Below are 17575 nucleotides of genomic sequence, written 5' to 3'. Positions count from 1 at the left end.
TCCTTGAATGGCGACGGGGATATTAAAGAAATGGATATTCTCAGTAAAATGAGTACACCATTTAAAATCTAGGTCTATACTCAAAATAGCTTCTGTTTCTATATTAAGATACAGCAAGTTACTCCTAAAATTTTGATATTTATCAATTACCTTGTCGTTGCGCAGTGTTAGATTGATAAAAAACAAACCATAAAGGTTTGTACGTACAAATTAAAAATGAGAGGTAGAACCATGACTTTTATAAAAAAAAGATTGGCTACTGGGATAAGCTTAGCACTATTAACAACCGTTCATTACGCACATGCTGAAGAAGTTTCCTCTGAGGAATCAGCAACAGCGCGAATAGAAAAAATCACCGTAACAGTACGTAAAAAAGAAGAATTTCTACAAGACTCTCCCCTTTCAATCTCTGCATTTTCTGCCTCCGACATAGCCGACTCAGGATTAAGTGATGCTCGCGACATTGCTGACTTAACACCAGGGCTACAAATAAGTGGTGACTTTGGCCGAAATTCAGAACGACCGGTAATACGTGGTATTTCAAACTTAAGACCTGAAACCCCTCAACCTGTTGGTTTATTTATCGATGGCGTATTCATACGCACTGGTATTATTTCATCAATTTTAGACAACGTTCAACGTGTAGAAGTACTTAAAGGTCCTCAATCTGCTTTATATGGTCGCTCAACTTACGGTGGTGTTATAAATTACATAACTAAAAAACCTACCAATGAATTAAGTGGAAACCTTACAGGAACAGTTGGCCAACATGGCCATCAAGACATTAATGGTAATATTTCAGGTTCTTTATCAGAAAACATAAAAGGTTCATTCGGCGGACGTATATATAATTATGATGGTGAATACGAAAACAAAAGTGGAAAAACAGCAGGCGCAAGAAATATAGGCGAAGAAAGTACTACAGCCCTGCATGGCTCATTAAATATTCTAGCAAGCGACGAACTTGCACTAAACATAAGAGGCTATTACTCAAAAGACGAAGACGGACAATTTGCAGGCTATCTATTCGACTCAACACACAATAATAGCGTAGCAGGTGGTGGAACAGAGTGTTCTAATGTTCTCCGTTCATATTTTTGTGGTGAAGTATCAGTACCTGACTTTACCAATATTGCCACCTCAATCAACAAAGGAGAAAACACTACAACTTTCTTCGGAGGCATGCCAGCACAATGGGACTTTAGAGCTGGCTTAGACCGTGAAGTAAAACGTATTACCGGTGATGCTACCTATGCAATATCAAACACTTTTTATGCACAATGGTTATTTGGTTATACAACTGAAGAAACAGAAGTTGTAAGCAACCAATCATACTCAGATGCATTTGTAAGCAACCCTTTTGGCTCATTTCCTGCCGATTGGTCTTCACAAAACATCTCAGAACGTGATTATTTTTCACACGAGCTTAGGTTCTACGGCAATATTACCGATAACTTAAGCGTTTTAGGTGGAGTATTTTTTTATAACGAACAGTTAGAAACCATCGACCGAGAACTTACCGCCCCCGACTTAGAGTTTAACGGTTCAACAGAAAACGAAGAAATTAAACTGTTTGGTTTAGCTGAATATAAACTTACTGACGACTTTAGCCTTACTGCAGAAATTGGTATCTATAAAGAAGATGTAAATACCTTAACCGCTACAGCTGGGCCTGATGGAGAAAAGCTAACAGAAACCTTTGACGGAGCAGACTTTCGCTTAACTGCTTCATACCACGTTAATGACAATATGTTCTTATACGGCAATATTGCTCGCGGACACAAAGCAGGTGGATTCAACACAGAAATAGATAAAAACAATCCTGACGAAGCCCCGTTATTAAGTTTTGATGAAGAAGTTGTGATTCAATATGAAATAGGAATGAAATACTCATTCGAAAAAGGTCTTTTCAACTTAGCACTATACACGCTTGACTTAAGCGACCAACAATTAAGCCAAGTCGTCATATTGCGTGAAGGTCAACCAGACCAAGTACAAGTTACCGTAGTTCAAAATATTGGTGAGTCTGAAATCAAAGGTGTTGAAGCTTCATTTTCTTATTATTTAACACAAAATCTAACTTTAAGTGCTTCTTATACGCTAGCAGATACTGAGATTACTGCGGGTACAGACACTGAGCAAGGAAAAACCCTTGGTGATGAAAGTTTAGTCGGCTTTGAAATTCCAAGAGTATCTAAAAATACCGGTGTAGTGAGTGCCGCTTATAACGCTCCTATTTCTGACAGCTGGAACTTTAAAGCCAAATTAGACGGTATTTATGCATCGTCTCGTTACGCACAAGTGCATAACCTACAAGAAACCGGCGACAGCTTTAAAGTGAACTTAAGAGCAGGAGTTGAAAACGACAGCTACGAAGTAACCCTTTGGGCGAAAAACCTACTTGACGACGATACCGCAGGTAACATTTTCCGCTACGTTGATCCGGGCGACTTCCGCTTCTTTTCTAGAGCTCACATGGTATTTTTACCAAGAGGAAGACAAGTGGGTTTAACCGCCAAAGTTAAATTCTAGAAAAATAAAACATTAAAAAAGGTACTTATAATTGTAAGTACCTTTTTTGTTTTTGAGAAAAACTTTTCGTCTCGCGTTAGTATTCATAAAGGCTCTGGGCAATATTGTGCGCCGCCTGCACATCAGGTATCGGGTTTATGGCTAAAATAAACTAAAGAGCATCAACAACAATATTACCATCCACTTGAGCAAGCTGTTCAGTAAAATCACTTAATCAACAATGCTTTTTATAAGAGAACGACCATTAGCCTTGATATCGCTCAAGTGCTCTGAAATAGCCTATCGATTGGTAACAGGTATATATTGGATTATTGTCCATTATTTTAGTGTCCTGATTAATTAAATCAGATCATAATCTAATGCCTTAAATAAAATGTATATTAACCCTTTTACATTAAGCCAAAAGCACGTGGTAAAAACTCGCTGAACATCGGGAAAAAGGTCACTAACATTAGCGCGACAAACATCGCAAAGTATAATGGCATCATAGGTTTGATAATTTTGTCAATACTGGTATTACCCACTGAACAGCCAACAAATAATACCGCACCTACTGGCGGTGAACATAAGCCAATTGATAAGTTAAGTACCAACATAATGCCAAAATGAATGGGTGACATACCTAAACTTTCTGCAATCGGTAAAAATATCGGGGTGAATATTAATACCGCCGGGCTCATATCCATAAACGCACCGACAATAATCAAAATTAAATTGATGATCAGTAAAATAATGATCGGGTTTTCACTGATGGTCATTAACGCATTACTGATAATTTCGGGAATGTTTTCATATGACAACATCCAAGACATCGCAGAAGAAGTCGCGATTAACAATAAAACGATTGCTGAAATTTCACTCGATTTGATTAATATCGCTTTTAACTCTGATATCTTTACTTGTTTATAAACCAGTATAGCTAAGATTAATGAATATAAAACAGCAATAGCGCCGGCTTCTGTCGCGGTAAAAACACCACCAATAATGCCGCCAATCACAATAAAAATAAGTAATAAACTAGGCACCGCTGCCACTATTTTTTTTAGCACCAGCGCCAATGGTAAAGCAAGTTCGGTTGGGTAATTATGTTTTATTGCATAACTAGCACACACCATCATTAACAGCAGCGACAATAAAATACCGGGTAGATAACCAGCAATAAATAACGCCGATATTGAAACGCCACCACTAGCAATGGCATAAACAATTAAAATATTGCTCGGCGGAATAATCAACCCAGTCGTTGCCGCAGCTGCCGTAACTGCTGTAGCAAAGTTTTTATTATAACCTTTTTTTTCCATCTCAGGGATCATAAAACTGCCAATAGCGCTAGTTGCCGCCACCGCCGAGCCCGAAATACTGCCAAATAAAGTACATGAAGCAATATTCACTAACGCCAAACCACCAGGCAACATACCAATGAGCGCCAGCGCACAGTCAATAAGTTTGCGCGCAATCCCACCTTGCCCCATTAATAACCCCGACAACACAAACAGTGGTATAGAAAGCAAAGCGAAGCTGTCTAAGCCACTCATCATACGCTGTGCGATAGTGGTGGTAGCTGGTAAAAAATCGATACTGATTAACATTGCCGCGATAGTCGACATGCCAATACAAAAACTTATCGGTACATTCAGTACTAATAATAAGAAAAAAACAATGATCAGTATTAAGCCACTAAACTCCATGCTGTGCCCCTACTTGTGGTTTAATTAATTTAATAACGGCCGTTATAATATTATTCGCCGCGATTAAGCAAAATAACAAACCTGCCAATGGTATAACACTATAAACATAAGCCACCTTTAAACCTAATATCGCTGAGGTTTGCACAGGTTCAAATGTTGTGATCATCAAATTAATACCGCCAATAATTAAGGCCATTAGCGCGAAGGAAAAAACCACTAGATGTGTAAAAATATTTAGTTTAATTTTGCCGCGCGCCGACAATTTACTAGCAAGCAAGTCGAGACTTAAATGAGAATTTTTTTGGTAGCAGTAGGTCGCCCCTAAAATTCCTAACCAAATCAGTAAAAACCGCGACACCTCTTCTGAAACTGAACTTGGGCTTTGCAAAATATATCGAGAAAACACTTGCCATAACACGGTTAACACCGTCGCCCCCATTAACAAAGCTAAACAATTTTCCAAAAGCTTTTCTAACCATTGATTTAATTTAAACATCGATCACTCTTGCCTTTCTAATGTGCGAATACGCTGCAGATATTGCCCAACAACAGTATTATTATACTGAGCATGCAGGTGACTTACCGCTTTGATAAAAGGTGCTTTGTCAGGGTAAATCACACTAACACCTGCTTTTTTTACTTCCGCTAAAGCGTCGTTTTCAGCTTGCTGCCAGAGCATTTTTTGCTTGCTCACTGCATCACGCATTGCCAATTTAAGCCAGCCTTTTTGCTGCTCTGTTAAGTTGTTAAAAATATGCTGGCTGATAATGACTATATCAGGAATAGCAGTATGCTCATCGAGTGAATAGTTTTTACATATTTCATAATGACGGGAAGAATAAAAACTAGGCGGGTTATTTTCAGCGCCTTCGACAACGCCTTGTTGTAATGCGGCATATAATTCGCCCCAGCTGATTGGCGTGGCTGAACCACCCAAAGCATTGACCATATTTACCGCATTTTGGCTGTTCAATACGCGAATTTTAAGCCCTTGAATATCAGCAGGTGAATTCACCATTTTATGACAAGTATAAAAACTACGACTACCCGCGTCAAAATATCCAAGCCCCAATAAGCGTGCAGACTCAAGTGAATTAAGAATGTCTTGGCCGATATCACTTTCTAATATTTGCCAGCGCTGCGCACTACTAGTAAATACATAAGGCAGACCAAATAAACGCATATCGTCAACAAAACCTTCAAGGGTTGCCGCAGAAACTTTGGTCATCGCTAAACTGCCAATTTGTAGTAATTCAACCAGTTCACGCTCAGAGCCCAACTGACCATTAGGATAAATTTTTAAACGCATTTTACCTTGCGAATAATGTTCCAGCCTTTCGCTCATATAGGTTAATGCTTTATGCACAGAATGTTGAATATCTAAGGTATGAGCAACACGTAATACGCTAGCTTCTTTAATATTATTACAACTTGTTAAGAGCAATAAAAAGAACAGCCCCGCGCATTTACTTAACATTTTTACAAACATAGTTTTCTCTGTGTTGAAAAGCTTATTATTGATTTAGTTATGCTTTTTCGCATATTTCAAAACTAACGTAATTGCGATGCTTGATATTTATCCATGTCGTTGTAATCTAAGTTTTCACCCACCATACCCCATACAAATGAATAACTTGCTGAACCTGAACCACAATGAATTGACCAAGGTGGCGATATTGCAACTTGCTCATTAGTTAGCCATAACACTCGCGTTTGCTCTGGTTCCCCCATAAAATGAGCAACAGCTTGGTCGAGGGCTAAATCAAAATATAAATAGGCTTCCATACGGCGATCATGCTGATGCGCTGGCATAGTATTCCAAACACTGCCGCTTTTTAAAGAAGTCACGCCCATTTGTAATTGGCAAGTATCAACCACGCCTTGCACAATAAGTTGTGCAATGGTTCTTTCATTTGAGGTAGCTGCTGACCCCATATTCAGTACATTCGCCTCCGTCATCGTTATTTTTTTCGTTGGATAGTGATGATGCGCAGGCGCTGAATTAATGTAAAAACGTGCAGGTGCGGTCGGATCAACACTACTAAAAAACACCTCTTCGGCGCCAGCACCAATATAAAGCGCTTCTTTATGCTTGATTGTGTATTCTGTACCGTCAACTTTAACCACACCACTTCTACCAACATTCACAATGCCAAGTTCACGGCGAGCTAAAAAATGTTCACTTTTAAGTGGCTCAAACGACTCTAATTTTAAAGTTACGCCAACCGGTAAAATCCCACCAACAATAAAGCGGTCGTAATGTGTATAAATTAAATTTATCGTGTCTTTTGTAAATAAATTATCAGCAATAAAAGCTTCTCTTAGCTGCTCAGTGTCAAACTGCTTAGCTTCGGTTGGGCTAATTGCATAACGCGTTTCATATTCAATGGTCATAAAAAAGCACCTCTGTTATTTTATTTTTTAAGTGTTTAATCAGCGTGAGCTATTCAAGCTCTAATTTAAATACCGTGGCAATGTCGTTCATGCCAGTTTTAGGCATAATTAAATTAAAGCTGTAGGCATCATCAAGCCATTCAACGTTGGCACCATTACCTAATAAAGTAACGTTTTTCACTGCTGAGCGTGGTGTATAACGATGGCGGCCGAGCGCTTTTATTTTTATCTTTTTACCCGCAGCTGGTTTACCCAAGAAAAAGATATACATCGCTTTATTGTCTTTGGCGACCGTAAAACGCAGATCTTCTGCTGAATATTGAATAGTTGCTGACTGGCCGTCATGTGAGCTATTGTCACTGCCAGCATTACCATAACCATAAGTGTCGAACGGGCGAGTATCGTAAACCGCTTCACCGTGCACTTTTAACCAGTCACCAATGGTTTTTAATGAGTCACGTTGTGTTTGATTAATTACGCCATCGGCGCGTGGTGATATGTTTAATAACACAGTGCCGTTTTTGCTCCAAACATCAATCATGTTACGAATAACCAGCTCGGCAGGTTTGTATTTTTCATCTTCAATATATGACCAACGGCTTTCACCAAGGGTGATATCGGTCATCCAAGGTTGCGGGTGCAGGTCGCGACGACCACCTTGTTCAAAATCTAAAACACTTAACGACATCGGCATATCGTTATGTTTGTGCACAGTAACCACTTCTTGTTTCGTTTTGTGGGCGTGATTAAAATAATGCGCCGCCATTTTTTGACGATAACTCTCTGGTAGCATATTTAACCAAGAATCAAACCAAATAATATCCGGTGAATAGTTATCCACCACTTCATTAACTTGTGCTAACCAGTACTGGTTAAATTCTTCGATATGTTCAAAATTACCAAATAATTTACGTAATTTAGGATCTGTGGTTGCGGTTGGTGAACTTGGATAATAAGGATAATGGCTATTAAAGTCAGTCATCCCCGGCGCTAAAGGGGCTTTATTGCGCTGGCCATTGCGGGCATGGTGAAAAGTCGCAATGGTTTTGATATCTTGTTTTTTCAGCTCACTGAATAAGTCACCTAAAATGTCACGTTTTGGCCCCATGTCAGCAGCGTTCCACGGGTTTACCTTGCTGTTCCACATGGCAAAACCGTCATGATGTTGCGCTACTGGGCCGGCAAATTTTGCCCCTGAGGCTTTAAATAATTGCGCCCATTCTGCGGGGTCAAATTTTTCCGCTTTAAACATTGGAATAAAATCTTCATAACCAAACTCTTCAACTAGGCCGTATTTTTTTATATGGTGTTTGTTCACCGGATGACCTTTTCGGTACATATTACCGGGATACCAAGCACTGCCAAATGCTGGCACACTATAAGGGCCCCAGTGAAAATAAATACCCAGTTTAGCGTCTTGAAACCATTCTGGCGCCGCTTCATGTTTGGCTAACGACTGCCAGTTAGCTTGATAAGTTTCTGCTGCACGAACATTAGCACCACCAACAACGGGTATTAACATTAAGCTAGTAATTAATACCTTACGTACTGATTTAAGCAAGCTGACGATGTTTTTATTGTTCATAATGTTCACCTTGTAAAGGAAATAAGCGCCAAAACTGTTTGTTATATAAGTTCAGCGCTTTTACCTGTTATTTCTGCTAATTAGTGAAGTTGAAAAATCACTTTACCAGCAATACCGCCATGCACTTTTGTCGCTTGACCTTGTGGGCCAAGATCTTCTGCATAGGTAAATTTAGTACCGACACCAGGTAATTTATGGAAAAAATGTAAGCCACCAGCATCGGGGTAATTCCATACTGCATGCAGTGGTGCATCACCTTCTCTTGGTAGTTTTTTCGGATGTACCGGCGTGGTAGCAATGGTATTGCTCGGTTGTAATACACCTACATAGCTTTCAGCTTGCGTATCAATAATTAATGAAGTATCTGACTTTAAGGTTAATTTCATCCAGTCAACGTCAGCAAAAATACCTTTAAATTCAGGCGTACCCCATAAATTTAAGCCGGTAAGTTTATCGTTATAGTTATTTTGCCAAATACCGTAGTTAGCACCTTTTAAGCGATTTGCCCAAACACGATAAGGCCCGTTGCCTAACCAAGTTTTTGCCACAACATTGTTTTCTGGTAAATCAAAACCAACGGCTAAATACTTTAATGCTTTATCAATTTCAGCAAATTGATAATCAAGGGTTACAGAGCCATTGTCGGCAATGATCCAGGTAAAAAAGTCACCCTGTCCATTCGATGATTTAATCAAATATTGACCATTTTTTTGCTCAGCACTTGCTTGCCAATCAGTTGAAAAATTTAATTTTTCTTCAACTGTTGCGCCGTATAATACCGGGCCATTAGCTAAACCAGAGGCTTGGCCATTAACACTGCTGCTAATTAACAAACCTGTTTTTTCTGAAAATTTCCATACTTGTTGGCCAATTTTAAATTCAAATGGATTGCCATTGATTTGCTCAACAATCACTTTGTTATTAGTAATAGCACGCTGTTCTTTTTCTATCGGCAGCGACCATTGCATAACTTCACCACCACGTGGGTGATAAGCAGTTAATTCTAAAGCGTCAGCTTGTTGCCAGTTATTTGGCAAAGTTAAGTTTAATACCCCCGATTTACCCGCTAAAACAGCAGGGCCGTGCAACTCACCTTGTGCAAAAATAGTGGTATTAACTTCAGGATCTTTGGCCTGTGAATAATTCACTAAACGCCATGTAAAATGACAAGCGCTTAAGTTAGTTTCTGCATAGCGGTTCTCTATTGGCAATTTACCTGAGAAGTTTTTGCTTAATTTACGTTGACCAAGTTGAATAGGTGACCAAATATCGCGGATCGTATAAAAGCTCGCTTCTTTTTCACCATTAGGGCCGACAATGCCGTCTGACGACATATTACCAGCAGTATCAAATTCACCATTTTTATCGGTGCGCGATAACGCCGCGTCACCCCAACACCATAAAACACCACCGGCACCGGTTGGTGATTGACGAATAGCGCCCCAGTAATCTTCTAAACCAGCGCCATGACCACCGTCATATAAACCATGTAAAAATTCGGTTGGTAAAAATACTGTTGGTGCGGCGAGCTTTTCTAATAACTCTTTATATTTTGGATAATGAAAAGTTTCAATATCTTCAAAATTAGTCCACGGATGAATAACCGGACGGTCTTGCAAATCAACTAAATGATAAAAGTCGTCAATTTCCAGGTTAAAGCCACTTTCGTTACCATTCGCCCATAAAATAACCGATGGGTGATTTTGGTACTTAGTTACAATTTCATAAGCGATGTTACGAGCAATTGGTGTATCGATCCATGGGTCGTGCCAGTTCGTTAATTCTGTGATCACCAACAAACCTAATTCGTCACACGCTTGCATAAATTCAGTAGTAGGCGGTAAATGCGAGCGTACTAAATTCATATTTGCCGCTTTAATCGCACGGGCATCATTCCATACTTTTTCTTTATCAAGCGCGCGACCATTAATTGGGTCAAAACCGTTACGGTTTACACCTTTAATAAGTAATTTTTTACCGTTTAAATAAAAGCCGTCTTGTCTTCTTAATTCAAAGGTGCGAAAGCCAAATTTTTGCTGATATTGTGAAATAGTTTGACCAGCTTTACGTAACTCAACTTTTACTGTGTATAAGTTGGGAAATTCAGGGGACCATATTTTGTGGTTATTTACTTTAGTATTAAAACGAATACGGCCGCTGCCATGTAACATTGGCGTTGACATAGCTTTGCCAATTTTTTTACCGTCTAAACTGTAGATTTGTGCATAAACTTCATCAACGTAAATTGACGGTGTTTTTTTAAATTTAGTGATGTAATTTAACTGTGGAAATACGTCTAAAGCGAATGAACCATCGGCTTTGGCGTCAATGGCAACACGATTAACAAAACTTTTATTTTGTACTTCTAAATAAACTGGACGATAAATACCGCCAAATACCCAATAGTCGGCTTTACGCTCAGCATGATCTAAACTTTCGTTACTTGGCTTTTTTGCGACGACAACGGTTAATTCATTTTTTTCACCGTATTTTAAAGTGTCTTTTTCTTTGGTTAAATCATGGCGAAATGGCACATAGCCGCCAAAATGCGACATCCCCAGTTTTTTACCATTAAGGTAAACCGTGGTTTCGGTCATCGACCCTTCGAACACTAAACGAATGTGTTTTTCTTTCCACTCATTTTTAACAAAAAAAGTAGTTTTATAAGTACCGACTTCATCATGCTTTTCAGCAGGTAAATCATGGCCATAATTGTAATTACCAAAGCCATGTTGTTCCCAGTTAGAGGGCACAGGAATAGTTGTCCATTGGCCACACTTGCGCCCTTCTGAACACATAAATTGCCAAGCAATAGCATCACTAGGGCCTTTGCCAGATAAATAAATTCTTTCAGCGCTTAGATCTGTATTTAAAACAGCAAAAGCATTACATGACAAACCTATTAACATGAAGAAGGTAATCAAATATCTCATTATATTTATTCTCTTTATTGCAATAATTTAAAGCGACGTTTTAAATAACTCGCTTACTTTTTACTTATTTACTGTTGTTTTATGATAAATCAAAACCAAAATATTCAGCGGCATTGTTATAACAAATGTCTTGCACCATTTTACCAATCAGCGCTAAGTCATTAGGAATTAACCCATTTTTTATATCATTACCTAAAATATTACATAATACACGGCGAAAATATTCATGGCGGGTAAAACTTAAAAATGAACGGCTATCGGTTAACATACCAACAAAGCGCCCTAAACTGCCAAGTTGCGAAAGTGCTTCTATTTGTCGTTCAATACCGTCTTTTTGATCTAAAAACCACCAACCTGAGCCAAACTGTAATTTACCTGCCGAGCTACCATCTTGAAAATTACCTATCATGGTGGCGATTAATTCGTTATCGCTAGGGTTTAAATTATAGATAATGGTTTTGGGCAATAATTGCTCGGCATCTAAAGCATCAAGATAGGCTGATAATTTTTCGCCTTGGCTATAATCACCAATGGAATCAAAACCGGTATCTGCACCAACGGCTTTTAACATGCGGCTGTTGTTATTACGCATAGCACCAAGGTGTAATTGTTTGGTCCAGTTTTTTTCCGCGTCCATGCGGCCAAATTCTAATAACAACGCAGTTTTAATTTTTTCAATTTCAAAGGATAATAATGCATCACCCGATCGCACTTTTTTGAAAATACGCTCTATTTCACGCTCGGTTACAGTTGCAAAATAACAAGTGCTTAAGCCGTGATCAGATAAACGACAGCCGTGATCATGAAAATATTGATGACGAATACGCAGCGCTGCCACTAAATCTTGATAAGTGCTTATTTGATGGTCGGCCACTGTGGCTAATTTATTGATATATTCGTTATAGCTTGTTGGGTTTTCTACTGCCATCGCTTTGTCGGGTCGCCAAGTCGGTAGCATTTTTACGACAAAGTTTTCATCGGCAAGTGCTTTATGGTGCTCAAGAGAATCAATAGGATCATCGGTCGTACAAATTAATTTCACTTTACTTTTTACTAACAACTGGCGCGCCGAAAGCCCCTGCTTAAAAGTTTCTTGGCTGCGCTGCCAAATATTCTCTGCGGTTTCGCTATTAAGCACACAATCATCGATATCAAAATATCTCGCTAGTTCTAAGTGACTCCAATGATACAGCGGATTTTTTAAAACATAAGGCATAATGCTGGCGTATTGCTCAAATTTTTCTTTATCTGAAGCATCGCCAGTACAATAGCGCTCATTAATACCATTGGTGCGCATTTGTCGCCATTTGTAATGATCACCGTTTAACCAAACTTGCGATAAATTATCCCACTGCTTATTTTCAGCCACTTCTTGCGGCGACAAATGACTATGATAGTCAATAATCGGCATATCAGCGGCATACTCATGATAAAGCGTGAACGCTACATCAGTTTGTAATAAAAAATTATTGTTTATAAACTTACTCAAACCACTAACCTATTGAATTAATTACACAAAGAAAGCTATAAAACTTACTTTTAGCGATACTTATTTTTATCATATAGGAAATACATAAATATGACAATATGTGCAATATTTACAATAAACTGCACATTAACGCATAACATAAAATCACAATAAAGATTAAAAAATGTATAAATACGCAAACAATAAAAACCTAATAATTCGACCTATTACCTGCTATCAATAAGTAAACAGGCATTGTTAAGAAGATAAAATGCTGTAGATTAATGTGATATTTTTCGTTTTTATTATATTATTGCGCAATGACATAAGTGAGTCTTATCGTAATATATGACTTTTTACTAGATATACTGCAGAATTGCGCAAATGAAAGCACCAAAAAAAATTTTAATGTTGTTGGGAAATTATAATCCGGCCACCCATCGTGGTATTGCTAAAGCATCGCGCGATTTAGGCTGGCATTTAAATGTGAGTATGCTGAGCCCATTCCAAATTCCAACACGTTGGCAAGGCGATGGCATTATCTGTTCATTAAACAGTAACGAAGCATTATCGTCTTTTGTCACTAATGCACAGCTACCTTGTGTTGATTTATCGGTATGGCGTTCAGATCTCAATTTACCGCGTATTTCTGGTGACAATGAATGTATTGGCAGGTTAGCTGCTGTACACTTTTGTGAAAATGGTCATCAATCATTTGGCTGGTTTTGTCATCAGCAAAACCCAGTCGCAGATGCTCGCTTAGCAAGCTTTAAACGTGAGTTAATCAGTCGCGGTTTACCTAAACCGGCAAAATTAGTTGGCCAACCCACACAAAACTATGAAGAAATAGAAAGCTGGTTAAACAGTTTGGACAAACCCTGTGCTATTTTTTCATTTAATGACAATGACGCCTCTTGGCTGTTAAATACCTGTTTATCTGCAGGTTATCGGGTGCCGGAAGACTTGTCGATTATCGGTGTCGATAATAATCATTTAATTTGTGAACATATGCCAGTCCCGATGTCGAGTATCAATCATGACCATGAACGCATTGGTTATGAAGGTGCGCTGTTATTAAACCGGATAATTAATGGCGAGCCTGCCCCCAAAAATGTGCAGTATATACAACCGACAGGTATTACTATTCGAGCAAGCTCTGATTCACTAGCCGCACGTGACATGGTGATTAAAAAAGCCCTTGAATATTTACAAGATAATTTAGTTAAACCGATTGGCACGCAAGACGTTGCTGACAACTTAGCCATATCACGACGTAACTTAGAACACCGCTTTAAAAAGCACTTAAATACCACAGTACATAAAAAATTATTAGAATTTCGCTTAAAAACCGCAGAAAACTTATTAAGAAATTCTAATGAAAAAATCGAAGAGATTGCCGAATTATCAGGTTTTTGCCATGGCCCGCATTTATGTCGTGTATTTAAAAGTGCTTATGGTCAACCCCCTTTAAGTTATCGTAAAAAATATCAAATTAATTAAGCTCAGTTGATCTAGACAAGTTTATTTGTTCGATATTCCTTTCCATAAAAACGTTCACTTTATAATTAAGCACTAATTTTTGTTGTTTGTTGACAATAATTAGTGTTATTTTAATTTAAGAACTGCTCATATATGCAGATTAATAAGAAATATGCATATTAATCTTTAGCGAATACAAAGTGAAATAATATGAAGACACATAAATTAATAGCTGCTGCTTTATGCTTAACCATAACTAGTGGTGCTACGCTGGCAGCACCAACATCGGCTTTTCCTTATGATTTACCCAGCGAAAAACCAGACCGCCCATTAAGCGCAGCGGTTGCGCGAAATTACGATAACTATTTATCACCACGCCAAGAAGAAAATGAGCTGTATTCGCTATTTAAGTACACCGAGCTTAAAGGTTTTGATTACCGTGGCGGCGACGGCACAGTTTCTCGTCGTGACCCTTCAAAAATTATTAAAGAAAACGGACAATATTATATTTGGTATACCAAACGAGATACCAAATTTATCCCTGTTGGCTTAGGTAGAGCGCACCTAGCAACTGATGAAATACCTTCAGCTGACTGGGATTTAGCGGAAATTTGGTATGCCACCTCAAAAGACGGTTTTACTTGGCAAGAACAAGGCATTGCCGTACCACGCCCCGCAAAACCGTTAGTAGGCTGGCGTTCGGTGGCGACCCCAGATATTCTAAAATGGAAAAACAAATATTATTTATATTATCAAGGATTTATGGCGCCAAGTGGGTTAACAGACAATGACTGCCCGGTTGCTGTTTCGGTGGCTGATTCACCTGATGGCCCATGGCAAGCCGCTAATAAAGTTGTAATCCCCAATGGTAAAAAAGGCGAATGGGATCAAAATGCTATTCACGATCCCCACCCAATTGTCCACGATGGTAAAATATATCTTTATTACAAAGCAGATTTTGATCGTATTCGTGGCAGCAAAGACAGATCTGAAGCGGTACGCATGCAAGGTTTAGCAATTGCCGATAATCCTTTAGGGCCATTTACCAAACACCCGTTAAATCCGGTTTTAAACTCTGGTCATGAAACTTCATTATTCCCGTTTAAAGAAGGAGTTGCCGCCTTAATCATTCGTGATGGTAATGAACGAAGCACCATTCAATACGCTGAAGATTGGGTTAATTTTAATATCGCCTCGGTTGTCGAGTTAATGCCTAACGCCGCAGGCTTTTATGTACCTGATGCCTTTACCGATACAAAATACGGTAAAGGTGTTACTTGGGGTTTGTCACACTTTACCAATGTCAGCGGTTGGGATAAAAATCACTCCATATTAACACGCTTTGACACTGATTTAAGCCTAGAAGTTGACGATCCTGAAATGAAAAAACATAATTATAAATACACACCCGCTCACCACTACCAATTTGGCTTATCAAGTAAGCAAAAACAGCGTGTTAAAAAGCAAAATGAAAAATAATAAACAACCACCAAATTAGCGGTTTATATAAAGAGATTCAGTGTATTGCATCATTCAATATTCTGAATCTGCTCTCTCATTTGCTCAATCAACACCTTCAATTCAACAGCTGAATTGGTAATGTCTGAGTTGATAGATTTAGAACCTAAGGTATTTGCTTCTCGATTAAACTCTTGCATCATAAAGTCTAAACGACGACCTTGAGCGCCACCCTTTTTAAGGATACTTTTAGTTTCTTTTACGTGGCTGTATAGGCGATCTATTTCTTCGTCTACATCCATTTTTTGTGCAAGCAGTACAAGTTCTTGTTCTACTCGGGTAGATTCTAGTTCTATTTTAGCGCTGGTAAATTTGTCGATTATGCGATTGCGTTGCCATTCAATAATTTCAGGCATGAAGGTTTTAACTTTTTCAGCTTCAGCCGTTATTCCATCTAAGCGCTGTTCAATAAGCACTTTCATGTTTTCGCCTTCACTTGCTCTTGCCGCAATAAAGTCGGTAAGGGCTTGATCAAAACCTGCGAGTATTTCCGTTTGAATTTTACTCATGTCAGCTTCTTCAGCTTCCATTACACCTGGCCAGCGCATTATATCAACGGGGTTAAGTTGGCTATTTAGTGTTTGTTCGTTAACCCAGCCAGCATGTTCAATTAATTGCAGGGCAAGGTCTTTGTTCAGTGTTAAGTTGTTTTTTTCTGATGCGTTAGAGTTAAAACGTAGGTTACATTCAACTTTTCCGCGATTAAGCTGTTTTCTAAAACGTTCTCTTAATACGGGTTCAATGCTACGAAATTGCTCTGGCAGTCTAAAGTACGTTTCTAAGAATCGTTGATTTACGCTACGAATTTCCCAAACGGCGTTGCCCCAATCACCTTTTACTTCTACGCGTGAAAATGCGGTCATACTGTGGATCATAATTTAACCTAATAAAGTATTTTGTATAATTATGCCCGAACAAGGTAGATGTCGCTAGTATCTACCTTGTTAATGTACTGTATTTACGGGGCTTGAAACTGTAAATCACCAAAGTTAGCGTTAAAGTCGATGCACCAAACGCTAAGGTATTCAAGATCATCTAATGTTTTATTGTTAGGCAGCTTTAAAGTAATTGAGGTATTAACATATTCAACGCTGTTATCTCTTAAAATTTCTCCAATCGTAAATGCGTTGTCTGATAAAAAGTTACTGCTTGTATCACCATAAAAATAAACGACTGGGGCGCTGGCATCATAGTTAAAATTTTCAATCTGCAAAGTGCAATTATCCATAATAGTTACTGTGCCTGAAACGTTATGAGCAAAGGTGCTAAAAGTACCTGTGTAACCAACTTTTGCATGATCGTTACCACAAACCGATGGTGTAGGTTGGTTTAACATGAGTGTATTACTAAAATGCAGTACGGCGTTTTCTTCGCTTATTAAGCTATTGTTGATACCTGTGTATGACGCTAACGCGGTATCAATTAGGGATTCAAAGTTATTATCAGTAAAACTTACCGTGATATTTTCCGTTAAGGTATGAGCTAATCCTATAATTTTAATGCCATTTTCAGGCATGCCATCTTCATCTAACGATTGAAGTAATCTCAGCATGTTTACCACACCTTGATGAGATAAGTCTTGAGTAGCAAATATATCGAAAGGTGTTAACTCTGCTTTTACTGCTACAGGCGGAAAGCTAATACCACCAATAGAGAAAGTAACCATTTCGCCAAGTTGATAAATAAACTCACCTTGCTCGTTGGTTGTTCCATCTTGAGTTGCTGTTTTGTATGTTAAGCCTTCTACAGCAGAATCAATAAAAACGCCCGTATAAGTGGTAGGCGCTGGTGGAGGTGTTACAACAGGTGGTTTTTCTGGAGGAGGCGTTGGAGTAACACTAGGAGCCGAATCGCCCCCGCCGCCACAAGCGGAAACAACTAAGCCAATAACAATAGATGGTATTAATTTATTTTTCATAACAGACTCAATTTATAGGATTGTATGAGTAAATTGTGAACCATTAAAATCGTTAAGTCT

At 38.7% G+C, this 17575-nt stretch carries 12 protein-coding genes; 3 read left to right on the top strand and 9 right to left on the bottom strand.

Annotated features, from left to right (window positions below):
- Positions 1-231: 231 nt before the first annotated feature.
- Entirely contained in the window at positions 232-2532 is a 2301-nt protein-coding gene (locus AC0L5Q_RS15205) for a TonB-dependent receptor (RefSeq protein ID WP_473610662.1), read from the top strand.
- A gap of 389 nt (positions 2533-2921) precedes the next feature.
- Here AC0L5Q_RS15205 and AC0L5Q_RS15200 read toward each other — a convergent pair whose 3' ends face one another.
- The 7 genes from AC0L5Q_RS15200 to uxaC form a co-directional block, all read right to left on the bottom strand.
- Positions 2922-4220, bottom strand: coding sequence for a TRAP transporter large permease (locus AC0L5Q_RS15200; protein ID WP_473610658.1), 1299 nt, complete (start codon positions 4218-4220; stop codon positions 2922-2924).
- A complete protein-coding gene (locus AC0L5Q_RS15195; protein WP_473610655.1) occupies positions 4210-4716 on the bottom strand; it encodes a TRAP transporter small permease in 507 nt (168 codons plus the stop codon). The genes AC0L5Q_RS15200 and AC0L5Q_RS15195 overlap by 11 nt, the downstream gene beginning before the upstream one ends.
- Positions 4717-4719: 3 nt before the next feature.
- A complete protein-coding gene (locus tag AC0L5Q_RS15190) occupies positions 4720-5709 on the bottom strand; it encodes a TRAP transporter substrate-binding protein (protein WP_473610652.1) in 990 nt (329 codons plus the stop codon).
- 62 nt (positions 5710-5771) lie between these two features.
- Positions 5772-6614, bottom strand: coding sequence for a 5-dehydro-4-deoxy-D-glucuronate isomerase (gene kduI / locus AC0L5Q_RS15185; RefSeq protein WP_473610648.1), 843 nt, complete (start codon positions 6612-6614; stop codon positions 5772-5774).
- 49 nt (positions 6615-6663) lie between these two features.
- Positions 6664-8199, bottom strand: a complete 1536-nt coding sequence (locus AC0L5Q_RS15180) for an alpha-L-fucosidase (RefSeq protein ID WP_473610645.1) — start codon at positions 8197-8199, stop codon at positions 6664-6666.
- Positions 8200-8279: 80 nt separating this feature from the next.
- Positions 8280-11132, bottom strand: coding sequence for a glycoside hydrolase family 2 protein (locus AC0L5Q_RS15175; protein WP_473610642.1), 2853 nt, complete (start codon positions 11130-11132; stop codon positions 8280-8282).
- Between the two features lie 79 nt (positions 11133-11211).
- Positions 11212-12621, bottom strand: coding sequence for a glucuronate isomerase (uxaC, locus tag AC0L5Q_RS15170; RefSeq protein ID WP_473610638.1), 1410 nt, complete (start codon positions 12619-12621; stop codon positions 11212-11214).
- A gap of 363 nt (positions 12622-12984) precedes the next feature.
- On the opposite strand from uxaC, the gene AC0L5Q_RS15165 reads away from it, so the two are divergent.
- Both AC0L5Q_RS15165 and AC0L5Q_RS15160 read left to right on the top strand, forming a co-directional pair.
- Positions 12985-14100 carry a XylR family transcriptional regulator gene (locus tag AC0L5Q_RS15165; protein ID WP_473610635.1) on the top strand — a complete coding sequence of 372 codons (1116 nt, stop codon included), beginning with the start codon at positions 12985-12987 and terminating at the stop codon, positions 14098-14100.
- Positions 14101-14289: 189 nt separating this feature from the next.
- On the top strand, positions 14290-15558 hold the full coding sequence (locus tag AC0L5Q_RS15160; RefSeq protein WP_473610631.1) for a glycoside hydrolase family 117 protein: 1269 nt from the start codon (positions 14290-14292) through the stop codon (positions 15556-15558).
- Between the two features lie 50 nt (positions 15559-15608).
- Here AC0L5Q_RS15160 and AC0L5Q_RS15155 read toward each other — a convergent pair whose 3' ends face one another.
- Together AC0L5Q_RS15155 and AC0L5Q_RS15150 are read right to left on the bottom strand one after the other, a co-directional pair.
- Positions 15609-16472, bottom strand: a complete 864-nt coding sequence (locus AC0L5Q_RS15155) for a YicC/YloC family endoribonuclease (RefSeq protein WP_473610628.1) — start codon at positions 16470-16472, stop codon at positions 15609-15611.
- A gap of 83 nt (positions 16473-16555) precedes the next feature.
- The gene (locus AC0L5Q_RS15150) at positions 16556-17515 is read right to left on the bottom strand and encodes a DM13 domain-containing protein (RefSeq protein ID WP_473610624.1); all 960 of its coding nucleotides are present in this window, start codon (positions 17513-17515) and stop codon (positions 16556-16558) included.
- Positions 17516-17575 lie beyond the last annotated feature (60 nt).

The sequence above is a fragment of the Pseudocolwellia sp. G5-9 genome, assembly GCF_055808995.1.
This window is presented reverse-complemented; position numbering and strand designations above follow the sequence as displayed.